Origin of the sequence: Sporosarcina sp. ZBG7A, assembly GCF_000813425.1 — a bacterium.
GTDB lineage: Bacteria > Bacillota > Bacilli > Bacillales_A > Planococcaceae > Sporosarcina.
The window spans coordinates 1-11800 of the sequence record NZ_JWIB01000023.1; the positions used below are offsets into that span (position 1 = coordinate 1).

The 11800-nt window shown below is 44.8% G+C and carries 11 protein-coding genes; all 11 read right to left on the reverse strand.

The window, feature by feature from the left end; translation table 11 throughout:
* Window positions 1-237 precede the first annotated feature (237 nt).
* Window positions 238-1728 carry a lysine--tRNA ligase gene (lysS, locus tag RL70_RS09180; RefSeq protein ID WP_039043126.1) on the reverse strand — a complete coding sequence of 497 codons (1491 nt, stop codon included), beginning with the start codon at window positions 1726-1728 and terminating at the stop codon, window positions 238-240.
* 342 nt (window positions 1729-2070) lie between these two features.
* Window positions 2071-2571 (reverse strand): 2-amino-4-hydroxy-6-hydroxymethyldihydropteridine diphosphokinase, encoded by a 501-nt coding sequence (folK, locus tag RL70_RS09185; RefSeq protein ID WP_039043127.1) that lies wholly within the window; start codon window positions 2569-2571, stop codon window positions 2071-2073.
* Window positions 2568-2936: a dihydroneopterin aldolase gene (gene folB, locus RL70_RS09190; RefSeq protein WP_039043128.1), complete on the reverse strand. Its 369-nt coding sequence runs from the start codon at window positions 2934-2936 to the stop codon at window positions 2568-2570. Before folB ends, folK begins: the two co-directional genes overlap by 4 nt.
* A gap of 11 nt (window positions 2937-2947) precedes the next feature.
* Window positions 2948-3799, reverse strand: a complete 852-nt coding sequence (gene folP, locus RL70_RS09195) for a dihydropteroate synthase (RefSeq protein WP_039043129.1) — start codon at window positions 3797-3799, stop codon at window positions 2948-2950.
* A 127-nt stretch (window positions 3800-3926) separates the two neighbouring features.
* Window positions 3927-4853 (reverse strand): cysteine synthase A, encoded by a 927-nt coding sequence (gene cysK, locus RL70_RS09200; RefSeq protein WP_039043130.1) that lies wholly within the window; start codon window positions 4851-4853, stop codon window positions 3927-3929.
* Window positions 4854-4984: 131 nt separating this feature from the next.
* A complete protein-coding gene (locus tag RL70_RS09205; RefSeq protein ID WP_039043131.1) occupies window positions 4985-5917 on the reverse strand; it encodes a peptidyl-prolyl cis-trans isomerase in 933 nt (310 codons plus the stop codon).
* Entirely contained in the window at window positions 5895-6782 is an 888-nt protein-coding gene (gene hslO / locus RL70_RS09210) for an Hsp33 family molecular chaperone HslO (protein ID WP_039043132.1), read from the reverse strand. Before hslO ends, RL70_RS09205 begins: the two co-directional genes overlap by 23 nt.
* A complete protein-coding gene (locus tag RL70_RS09215; protein ID WP_039043133.1) occupies window positions 6779-7561 on the reverse strand; it encodes a type III pantothenate kinase in 783 nt (260 codons plus the stop codon). The genes hslO and RL70_RS09215 overlap by 4 nt, the downstream gene beginning before the upstream one ends.
* 108 nt (window positions 7562-7669) lie before the next feature.
* Window positions 7670-9667: an ATP-dependent zinc metalloprotease FtsH gene (gene ftsH / locus RL70_RS09220; RefSeq protein ID WP_039043134.1), complete on the reverse strand. Its 1998-nt coding sequence runs from the start codon at window positions 9665-9667 to the stop codon at window positions 7670-7672.
* A gap of 129 nt (window positions 9668-9796) precedes the next feature.
* Window positions 9797-10339 carry a hypoxanthine phosphoribosyltransferase gene (gene hpt / locus RL70_RS09225; protein ID WP_025783719.1) on the reverse strand — a complete coding sequence of 181 codons (543 nt, stop codon included), beginning with the start codon at window positions 10337-10339 and terminating at the stop codon, window positions 9797-9799.
* A gap of 52 nt (window positions 10340-10391) precedes the next feature.
* On the reverse strand, window positions 10392-11795 hold the full coding sequence (gene tilS / locus RL70_RS09230) for a tRNA lysidine(34) synthetase TilS (protein WP_052245887.1): 1404 nt from the start codon (window positions 11793-11795) through the stop codon (window positions 10392-10394).
* Between the last annotated feature and the right edge of the window lie 5 nt (window positions 11796-11800).

The following is an 11800-nucleotide window of genomic DNA, read 5'->3' on the forward strand; positions in this document are numbered from 1 at the left end:
TCATAGTGTTTCTGTTTTGTGTTCAAGTTGTTTTGGCAACTTTTATATAATACCACACTGTATAATCCGCGTCAAGCACTTTTTTAAAAGTTTGTTTCGCTTAAGATGTAGTACATAAATAGTTATGTCAAAAGCAACGTGTTCAAATATACCACGCATGAGAAACTAATGCAAGTACTTTATTCTCAAATAAAAAAAGTGTACCTCGACAAGCGAGATACACTCTTTCATTCACACTTAGTCTTTCGAACGCATTTGCGGGAATAGCAATACATCACGGATCGACTGAGCATTTGTTAATAGCATAACGAGACGGTCAATACCTATTCCTAGTCCGCCTGTTGGTGGAAGACCATACTCTAATGCTTCAATGAAGTCGTCATCCATTTCATGCGCTTCGTCGTTACCTTGTTCTTTTTCCACAAGTTGAGCTTCGAAACGTTGACGTTGGTCAATCGGATCATTTAGCTCAGTAAAAGCATTTGCATGTTCACGACGTACGATGAATAACTCAAATCGGTCTGTAAAGCGACCGTCTTCAGGATTCTTCTTCGCAAGTGGTGAAATTTCAACTGGGTGTCCGTAGACAAACGTCGGCTGAATAAGTTGCTCTTCCACTTTTTGCTCAAAGAATTCATTCAGCACATGTCCGACTTCCATCGTCGGCTGTACATCTATGCCATGTTCCTTAGCAAGTGCATGCGCTTCTTCCTTCGTCATTTGCGTCCAGAAGTCTACGCCTGTATACTCCTTAACCGCATCCGCCATGTGCAGACGTTTCCAACCAGGTGACACATCAATAATGTCTTCTCCGTATTGCACCTTCGTTGTGCCTAACACTTCTTCAGCGATATGAGCGATCATATTCTCCGTTAATGCCATGATGTCGTTATAGTCCGCGTAAGCTTCATATAACTCAATCATCGTGAACTCCGGATTGTGACGCGTCGAGATTCCTTCGTTTCTGAACACACGACCAATTTCATATACTTTTTCTAATCCGCCAACAATCAGACGTTTCAAGTGCAACTCAATCGCAATTCGCATATATAATGTCATATCTAATGTGTTGTGGTGAGTGATAAATGGACGGGCAGAAGCACCACCTGCAATAGAATGCAGCATCGGCGTCTCTACTTCTAAGAAACCTTGTCCATCTAAATAGCGACGCATAGACTGAATGATACGGCTACGTAAGATGAATGTCTCTTTACTACCTTCAGTAGAAATCAAATCTAAGTAGCGCTGACGGTAACGCTGTTCAATATCTTGTAATCCATGAAACTTTTCAGGAAGCGGTCGAAGTGCTTTTGATAAAAACGTGAACTCTGTCACTTTAATAGAGAGTTCCCCAACCTTGGTTTTGAATACCGTTCCTTCGATTCCCACGATATCTCCTAAATCAGCCATCGTGAAGAGCTTATACGAATCTTCTCCAATCGCATCTTGACGGACGTAAATTTGAATCTGGCCACCGAGATCCTGGATATGTGCAAATCCAGCTTTCCCCTTACCACGCTTCGTCATTATACGCCCAGCAATTTTAGCAACGTGTGGTGTTTCGTCTAACTCTTCTTTAGATAGTTCGCTATACGCTTCTATCAACTCGTTTGATAAATGAGTCCGCTCAAACCGTGCACCAAATGGATCCAATCCACCGTTACGTATCTCTTCCATCTTCTGACGTCTCACTTGACGTTGGTCATTCAACTCTTCTATATTCGACATCCTGTTCACTCCTCTAAATTCTAATGCGCTATCCGCCTATTATAACCTTATTGTACACAATTTCATCATGTAAAAAAAGCCGCTGAGTTAGCGGCCTTAAAAATCCATTCCACAACGCTTCTCTACATTGCCTGATCACACTCCGTCATTGCAGCTGCGAAGATCAGAGACGTTGATGAATTTACGGTGAACCACCTTACTTGTACACCCTCCAAAACAAACACACATTTGCTCCCCCGCTAATTAGCATTTCACATGATATCTTTTATTACCAATCACGAGACCCGCACCAAATTCTGTTATCGCTAACTAGAATGGAGGGTACACCCCCTGCAATGAATATTACAGACGCCCCACCTCTAATGATCCCCACAATGCTACCCCGCCTTCTTGCATTGCAGGCTCATCTCGAAATTGACGTCCCGTAACCGGATCTGTACACTCTGGAGCCAGTTCCGTTAAAGGTATTAACACAAAAGCTCTCTCCCGCATCCGAGGATGAGGAACGGAAAGCGTCTCCGATTCAATAGCGTCGTCATTATATAGTAAAATATCAAGATCTGCCGTTCTAGGACCCCAACGAATCGTCCGCTCCCTGCCCAGCTCCTGCTCGATTCGTTGACAGACCGCCAGTAGTTCCAGCGGTGCAAGCGTGGTTGCTAAACGGACAACTATATTTAGAAAGTCAGCTTGATCAGTAACTCCTACCGGCGCGGTTTCATAGATTGAGGATGTTTCAACCAATTGGATTCCTTCCATCTCCCTCAAGGAAGCAATCGCCAACTTTAAATACGCTTCGCGATCTCCCATGTTCGTCCCAACCGACAAAAACGCTGTATTCATGACAACTTACCTCGTTCAATCTCTACTGACACAGACGCATAATGTCCTGGAATCGGAGGATCTGGTTTCACGATCAACACGCGAACCCCCGAAACTTGGTCCTTATAATCGGAAAGTAGTTTCCCAGCAACCCGCTCCGCAACCGCTTCAATGAGTTTAACAGGTTCCCCCTCCACAATAGACTGAACAACGGAATAAGCTTCAGCATAGTTCACTGTTTTGGATAAATCATCATTTGTTCCCGCCTCAGCCAAATCGACAGCCATTGATACCGACACCGTAAACCGTTGTCCCAAAACCGTTTCTTCTGCTAGTGCACCGTGATAGCCGTAAAACTGCATTTCGTTTAAATGTATGAAATCCATTTGTATTCCCCCTAGATTGTAAGTTTCTGTTTTCTCGTTAGCACATCCATCATCCGGACCATTCGAGCAATCTCTTTCACATCATGGACGCGCACAATGTGACAACCATGTTCGATGCCATAGCAAACGGTTGCCCCTGTTCCTTCCATTCGTTCATCTATAGGTAAGTCTAGCACTTTTCCAATCAACGACTTTTTCGATGTCCCGAGCAGCACGGGGTACCCTAGCGCCGATAGTCGATCCAAACTTTGCATTGCTTCAATGTTTTCGTGAATATCTTTTGCAAACCCGATTCCTGGATCCAACCAAATATTATGCTCCGCTATCCCCGCATTCCGCGCAATCATAATACTCTCTTCGATATCAGCAAGTAATTCATCCTCAAAGTTCCCTTCATAGATCGCCTGTTCCCGGTTGTGCATCAAAATGATTGGAGCTCCGTACTGGTTCGCAACCTCTGCAATCCGCGGCTCACGCTTCGCCCCCCATACATCATTAATGACATGAGCACCCGCTTTCATCGCCTCTTCAGCAACACTTGCTTTATATGTATCAATCGATATCGCACAGTCCAGTTCCCTAGATAGCACTTCGATTACAGGAATCGTACGTTCTAGTTCTTCCTCTAACGAAACTGGCGTATGCCCTGGCCGTGTAGACTCCCCGCCAATATCGATAATTTTCGCACCGTCCTTCAGCATTTCTGTTGCACGACGAAGCGCGGCGTCCGTTTGGCTATATCGTCCACCGTCAGAAAATGAATCCGGTGTTACATTCAATATCCCCATAACGACCGTTTCTTTTGAAAAGTCGATGTCCGTCCCGCCTAGCCGGTACGGTGCTTTTGCATAATCCAATTCCACTGTGCACACTTCTTTCCTTGCCGTTCATCCTAAAACAGCTTTTTGTATCAGTTTACCGGTTACTCTCTCATTTTCCTACTGGAACGATATAAAAAAGAGGAAGCATACGCTCCCTCTTGCTTCTTCATTACTCTTCTTCAAACTGGTAGAGCGGCGTGCTCAAGTAACGCTCGCCATTCGAAGCCAAAATCGCAACGACGGTTTTTCCTTTTCCCAGTTCCTTTGCGGCTTTAAGTGCTGCAAACACAGCTGCGCCGGATGAAACCCCGCCTAAGATTCCTTCTTCTTTCGCCATCTTGCGCGCATATTCGTAGGATTCTTCATTTGTCACTTGTGTGATTTCATCGTAAATATCGGTATCGAGTACTCCGGGAATGAATCCTGCGCCGATTCCCTGAATTTTATGCGGTCCCGGCTGCCCTCCTGAAAGTACAGGAGAATCTGTCGGCTCTACTGCAATAATCTTAATATCCGGGAAACGTTCTTTTAGGACGCTACCTACACCAGTAATTGTGCCACCTGTGCCGACTGCAGAAACGAATGCATCTACCTTGTCTAGTGCATCTGCAATTTCAGGTCCCGTTGTCAGTCGATGAACTTCCGGATTCGCCTCATTGTTAAATTGTTGCGGGAGGAACCATCCGTTTTCCTTCGCCAATTGTTCGGCTTTCGAAATGGCACCTTTCATCCCTTCAGAGCCTGGCGTCAAAATCAGATCAGCGCCGTATGCGCGTAATAGGTTTCTCCGCTCTAAACTCATCGTATCTGGCATCACGAGTACTGCTTTATAACCTTTTGCAGCCGCAATCATCGCAAGCCCAATTCCCGTGTTTCCACTCGTCGGTTCAATCAGGGTACCGCCTTCTTGTAGTTCTCCTGACTTTTCAGCCGTTTCAATCATCGCGAGTGCAATACGATCTTTCACGCTGGAGCCCGGGTTGAAGTATTCCAGTTTCAAATAGACGTCAGCATCATTGGGTCCTACAAGGCGATTCAGCTTTACCAGCGGTGTTTGACCGACTAAATCCGCAACAGAGTTTCCTACTTTCTTCATTTCCAACACTCCAATCCTTAGTTAATAGGTAGGTTTTATAATGTATTCAGTTTACAGAAGAAATGTGCCATTTGTCAAACCAAACCAATCGCCTCAAAACAGCAAAAAGCTCCGCTACAAGAGCGAAGCTTTTACTTTCCATAAAACCAGTGTGCATCGAATTCTTTCCAAAACGTTTCCGGAGACACCGATTGGGAAAGTTGCTGCAGAGCCAATTCACTACGTATATGTTCTTTAACTTCTTTGAACTTAAATGAACGACCTTTCAGAATGTCGCGCACTTGAATAATTGCATACGTACCTTCTTCAAGTTTAAACACATCACTAACACCGTCTTCTTTCAACTTCTTCGCTGTCTTTAGAATCGACTGGTCAACTTCTTCCGTTCGACTACTAATATACCCAAGATCGCCTCCAATAGAAGCAGAGGACGAATCGACAGAACGTTCTTTAGCGAGAACATCAAAACTAGACCCGTCTTTCAATTCCTCGAGCGCCCGATTCGCATCTGATTCCGTGGATGCGACAAGTAAAGAAGTCCGGTAAGTGGTCGGAATTTCGAACTGATCTTCATTCTTCTCATAATACGATTTCACCGCTTTGTCCTCAATTACAATATCCTTTGTTAACACACGGTTCAGAATGAGTTCAGAACGAACTTTTCTACGCATTTGATCGGCATCCAGTCCTGTATATGCTTTACCATCAAGAGAAGAGAGCAATGCCAATTCACGGTCAACGTCTTCATCAGAAACGTCGATTTTGTACTCTTTCGCAGCGGTTTCCATGACCCTGTCATTTACCAGGTCAAGTAGCACTTCACGACCGACCTCTTGTTCCATCGCGGTCATCCACTCTTCTCGCGTAATCGGCTTTCCCGCAACGGATGCCACTTCTTCACCAGCTTGAAATGGACTTTCCGCTTTGTCCGGAATGAGCCAGCCGATGAACCACAAGAGATTCCCTAGCGCTAAAATCGCAATCAGCATAACGAGTGGTTTGGCTTTTAACCGGCGCTTCGGAGGTTCGTTCCCTCCCCGATTACGATCCAGACCGGATTTCATCGACAAATTCCTTTAACTCTTCTTTTGAATAGACGTACTTTTCCAGGCAGAAATGACATTCCGCCTCGGCCTGGCCATCTTCACTCATCATTGTAAGAATTTCTTCTTCACCTAAGCTCTTTATAGCAGTCCCAAAACGTTCTTTCGAGCAATTACAATCAAAGTTGACCTCCATTTGGTCGACAACTCGGACATTTTCCTCCCCAAGAACCTCTTCTAAAACTTCTTCCGGCGTTAGACCACGGTCAATCATTTTAGAAATCGGTTCCATCTGACTGATGCGCTGCTCCAATTCTGTAATGGTTTCGTCTGTAGCACCCGGCATCACTTGCAGGATGAACCCACCTGAAGCTTTTACTGTATTATCCGGATTAACAAGAACGCCTAGCGCAACAGCGGAAGGTACTTGTTCGGAAACAACAAAGTACTGCGTGAAATCTTCTGCAACTTCTCCAGATACGATAGGAGTTTGGCCGGTAAACATATCCCGTAAACCAAGGTCCTTCACGACCGTCAGCATCCCTTCGGTTCCGACAGCGCGACGGACATCCAATTTCCCTTGTTCATTCAAGTCGAAGTGTGTTTGTGGATTAAGCGCATAGCCTCGAATGTGCCCTTTTGCATCGGCATCTGTAACGATCGCACCAAGCGGGCCGTTTCCATCCACTTTCACCGTTAACTTTTCTTCGCCTTTCATCATAGCGCCCATCATGACTGTCGCTGACATCGTACGACCAATCGCAGCTGTTGCAGTCGGCCATGAATAGTGGCGACGTTGCATTTCACCTACTGCTTCTGTAGTTGTAACAGCATACGCACGAATTGTGCTGTCAAACGCTAGTGCTTTTATAAGATAATCATTCATTTACCATTCTCTCCTTGCTGGTTACGTTCATAAATCAGTTTTAACCCTTTTAATGTGAGATAGTCATCCACAACATCGATTACATCCGTCTCTTTGCCAATTAGAGGAGCAAGTCCTCCAGTTGCGATAACAGTAGGTACTTTCTTACTTTCGGCCTTCATCCGCCCCACAAGTCCCTCGACTTGTCCGACATACCCGTATAAGATACCTGCCTGCATCGCAGACACTGTATTTTTCCCAACGACGTGTTCCGGACGTGTCAATTCCACGCGTGGCAATTTAGAAGCACGGTCAAACAGCGCTTCCATGGAGATGTTAATGCCTGGAGCAATTGCACCACCCATGTATTCTGCATGTTCGTTAACGTAGCAATACGTAGTCGCTGTACCGAAATCGACAATTATGAGTGGACTTCCATACTCGCTAATCGCTGCTACTGCATTGACAATCCTATCCGCTCCCACTTCACGCGGGTTTTCATATTTAATGTTGAGTCCTGTTTTCACTCCAGGACCCACAATGACTGGTTCCTGATTAAAATACTTTTTGCACATTTGCTCCAACGGGAACATAACTGGTGGTACAACAGATGAAATAATAATCCCATCAATATCCGTGAATTCTAGTCCAACGTGCGAAAATAATGCCTTCACTTGCATTGCGTATTCGTCTTCTGTCTTTTGTCGGTATGTTTCCATCCGCCAATGATGTTTTAACTCCGTGCCTTCATAAACACCAAGTACAATATTCGTATTCCCTGTATCTAAAACTAAGAGCATGACTGATTCCTCACTAACGTCAATAGTCTTTTTTCCCTCACATCATACCACATATCATTTCAAAAAAAACAGCTGACTGTCTTTTAACGGACAGTCAGCTGATTATTATTAATCTCTTCGTTTTTCGTCAATCGAATCTAGCGGCTCGTTTGTTCCTTCGCTACTCGGTAAATCACCTACAGAAGGATCTGCTGGAGCTCCAGTAACATCAGGATTCGCCTCACTTTCAGCACCTTCGCCAACTTCTTTTCGCTCATAAGGGCGGTCCGGAAGTGTGCCGTGGTCTTTCAAGTGATTGATTTGTTCTGCATCGAGCGTTTCTACTTCTAGAAGCGTCTTCGCAATCAAATCGAGCAAGCTACGGTTTTCGGTAAGAATCCGTTTTGTACGCTCATACTCGCCTTTGATAATCGACTGCATTTCTTGGTCAATTTCATAAGCAATTGAATCTGAATAGTTCTGTTCGGAATTGAAGTCACGGCCCAGGAAGACGTTTCCACCTTGTGCTTGACCAAACTGCATCGGTCCGAGCTTATCACTCATTCCGTATTCCGTCACCATGGAGCGTGCGATTCCGGTTGCCCGTTGGAAGTCATTATGGGCACCTGTAGACACTTCGCCAAGGACGATTTCTTCAGATACACGTCCACCAAGAAGTCCAGCAATTTTGTCGAGGAGTTCTGGTTTAGTCATGAAGTATCGATCTTCTTTAGGTAGCATGACAGCATAACCGCCTGCTTGCCCACGAGGTACGATTGTAACTTTGTGCACAATCTCTGCATCGTCAAGTATTAAACCGACGACAACGTGACCTGCTTCGTGGTTCGCAACGATATTACGCTCTTTCTCAGAAATGACCCGACTCGTTTTCGCAGTACCTGCAATAACACGGTCTGTCGCTTCGTCGATGTCCGACATATCAATTGTTGTTTTGTTGCGTCTAGCTGCAACAAGCGCTGCTTCGTTCAGCAAGTTCTCTAGATCTGCACCCGAGAAACCTGGTGTCCGTTGAGCTAGTGCTTTCAAGTTGACCGTTTCGTCAAGCGGCTTATTGCGAGCATGTACTTTAAGTACTGCTTCACGACCCTTAACATCTGGACGACCTACAGTGATTTGACGGTCAAAACGACCTGGACGTAGTAATGCTGGATCTAGAATATCCGGACGGTTTGTTGCTGCTACGATAATGATTCCTTCGTTTTCACCGAAACCATCCATCTCAACTAGCAACTGGTTCAACGTCTGTTCACGCTCATCGTGTCCGCCACCAAGGCCCGCGCCACGTTGACGTCCAACAGCATCGATCTCATCGATGAAGATAATACATGGTGCATTTTTCTTTGCATTCTCAAACAAATCACGAACACGGGAAGCACCGACACCGACAAACATTTCAACGAAATCAGAACCTGAAATCGAGAAGAATGGGACGCCTGCTTCACCAGCAACTGCACGAGCCAACAAAGTTTTACCTGTACCTGGAGGTCCTACAAGGAGGATACCTTTAGGAATACGTGCACCAACGGCAGCGAACTTACGAGGATCCTTCAGGAAGTCGACGACCTCGACCAGTTCCTGTTTCTCTTCATCCGCACCTGCTACATCTGTAAAACGAACTTTCTTGCGGTCATCGGTATGCAATTTCGCTTTACTTTTCCCGAAATTCATAACCTTTCCGCCACCACCGCCACCTTGAGCTTGGTTCAACAAGAAGAAGAACAAGATGATGATAATGATAAACGGCACTAGGCCGGTGAAGAATGAAACCCACGCGCTTGTTTCAGGCGCTGGCAAAATTTCTACTTTCGCGTTCTTTGCAAGTGCAATATCGCGAATATCGTTCATTGTCATCTCATCATTCATCGGAACGTTTGTAGTGAAAGTTGCATCGTCTTTGGCGTTTTTCATATGTCCTTTTACTTCTAATACTAGTTGGACAGGTTGAATTTCGACAGACTCTACTTTCCCTTGTTCTAATGCCGTGAGAAATTCGTCATAACGGATCTTTTCCATCTTAGGGTTTGGATTGTTCAGCGAACTGAAGATTCCCATGATCGCTAGAAAAATCAGCCCATATAATAGAAAGTATCGAAATATTCGATTCATCCCAAGCCTCCTCATTTCTTCAACAGAAAACTATTGACAATCTTATCACATATGCAATTTGAATCACAAAGAAAATGCCTTAAGAAAAAAGTCTTATAACGCTCTTTCTCTAAAGGGTTCAAAAAGCACTTACGTTGTGTAAATTTCTTTTTTCAAGACACCGATATACGGGAGGTTACGATATTTTTCTGCGTAGTCAAGTCCGTAACCGACAACAAAAGCATCCGGCACTTCAAAACCTACCATATCTGCTTTCAAGTCAACTTTCCGGCCAGTCGGCTTGTCAAGTAGAGTTACAATCTTAATCGATTTTGCTTTACGATACTTAAACAGTTCCACTAGATACTTAAGCGTCTTTCCACTGTCGATAATATCTTCGACAATCAGAATGTCACGACCTTCTACACTAGCGTTTAAGTCTTTGATAATTTTAACTTCACCTGAAGAGACTGTTGCATTTCCGTAGCTAGAAACATCCATGAAATCGAGTTCTATGTATGCATCGAACCGTTTAATAAGATCGCTCATGAACGGCAAAGCGCCTTTCAGCACACCAATAGCAAGCGGAAACTTGTCTTGGTATTCCTCTGTTAACTGCTTTCCAAGTTCTGCAACCTTTTCTTGTAACTGTTCTTCAGAAATCAGAACTTCTTGAATATCTTTTTCCAACATGAAAAAATTCCTCCTAAAGTGTGTAGGTCTGTACAAATGTCAGCAGTTGCTGTTATTGCTGCCAAACCATCATCAGTATGTACGCCTGATCAGAAGACGTTTGTTTAGTAAATGATTCGCTGTATCGCACGCCGGGAATTGCACAGATGTCACCCTGCTCAGATACGACGACAGGAAGTCTGTCTCGTTCCGATTGTTTGACTTTCTCATCAATCAGCAGACGACTCAACCGTTTAGGGTGCTCCATTCCACGTAATCGGATCCGGTCTCCAGATCGTCTCGATCGAATTCCAGAAGGTAACTCCCCTTCTTCCGATTGGAAATAACGCCAGTCGGTCACACCTTCTAGCGTGGCTGGTTCAACAGCTGAGGACTTGCACCAACGCAATCTCATCTGTCCCCATTGAACCCATTCGTTCGGTGGAAATGGGACGATTTGGTTCATCGGCTCTTCTTCCTCACAAACAAACGTTGAAACTCCATAGTCTCTTTGTAACGACCACTTTTCCGGAAGGCTAATTGACGCACTCCCCGTGTCAGCAGACAACTGACGAATGAGCTGATTCAACAAGTCGGCATTGTAAATTGCAGGTATAGTTTCCCCATTGTAAAGATACTTTAATAGTAGAGGAACTGCCCTCTTTTGTAAAGCGGGGTGCATGGTACGGAATGTAGCTGAATGGATAACAGGCACCCCTTTATCCGTAAAGGTTAAAAGGCCTTCCAGATGTTCTTTTGCCAGTCCTTCCAGAAACTCATCCTCTTCTTGAAGTGTCGCCGCCATACGTACAGAATTCTCAGCGGTCATGAGATTTTCAGTTAACATTACAGGGACGATGTGATGACGGTACCGATTGCGGGTATAATCATCTTTTTCATTGCTTGGATCTTCTCTAAACGGTAGCTTGTGTAACCTAGCATACTCATACAAGTCTGTTTTCATAAGCGACAAAAACGGTCGGATGAGAAGTCCCTCCCCAAAAGGACGGGAAACAGGCATTCCTTGTGGTCTTTTCCCTTTAGCAAGCTGCATTAAAATCGTTTCTAGTTGGTCTTCTGCATGATGAGCAACAGCAAGAACAGTAAATCCTTCATTCTGCATCGTTTCTTCAAATAACGCGTAGCGTCCGGTGCGGCAAACTTCTTGAACATTTCCCCCATGTGCTTCCAGTAAATCCGGAACCGGTAAGGCAGTTCCGTAAAACGGTACTTGAAGACTATCGCAAAGTATCCGAACAACTTCACCATCGAGTGCAGATTCCTCTCCTCGAAGACAGTGATCTACGTGGATGGCCCCTATTTCGATTTCCAGTCTCTCGTGTTGCGAGCTTAAAAAATGTAATAGGGCGACCGAGTCGACTCCTCCTGAGCATGCAATTAGCACTCGGTCACCTTTATTCAACAAACGTTCCTGGCGGATGAAGGCCAGAACCTTTTTGTATAGCTTATCCTTCATCTTAA

Coding starts and splice junctions, on each gene's coding strand:
- lysS (WP_039043126.1), bottom strand. CDS start 1,728: ATGTCGAATATAGAAGAGTTGAATGACCAACGTCAAGTGAGACGTCAG.
- folK (WP_039043127.1), bottom strand. CDS start 2,571: ATGAATACAGCGTTTTTGTCGGTTGGGACGAACATGGGAGATCGCGAA.
- folB (WP_039043128.1), bottom strand. CDS start 2,936: ATGGATTTCATACATTTAAACGAAATGCAGTTTTACGGCTATCACGGT.
- cysK (WP_039043130.1), bottom strand. CDS start 4,853: ATGAAGAAAGTAGGAAACTCTGTTGCGGATTTAGTCGGTCAAACACCG.
- RL70_RS09205 (WP_039043131.1), bottom strand. CDS start 5,917: ATGAAATCCGGTCTGGATCGTAATCGGGGAGGGAACGAACCTCCGAAG.
- hslO (WP_039043132.1), bottom strand. CDS start 6,782: ATGAATGATTATCTTATAAAAGCACTAGCGTTTGACAGCACAATTCGT.
- RL70_RS09215 (WP_039043133.1), bottom strand. CDS start 7,561: ATGCTCTTAGTTTTAGATACAGGGAATACGAATATTGTACTTGGTGTT.
- ftsH (WP_039043134.1), bottom strand. CDS start 9,667: ATGAATCGAATATTTCGATACTTTCTATTATATGGGCTGATTTTTCTA.
- hpt (WP_025783719.1), bottom strand. CDS start 10,339: ATGTTGGAAAAAGATATTCAAGAAGTTCTGATTTCTGAAGAACAGTTA.
- tilS (WP_052245887.1), bottom strand. CDS start 11,795: ATGAAGGATAAGCTATACAAAAAGGTTCTGGCCTTCATCCGCCAGGAA.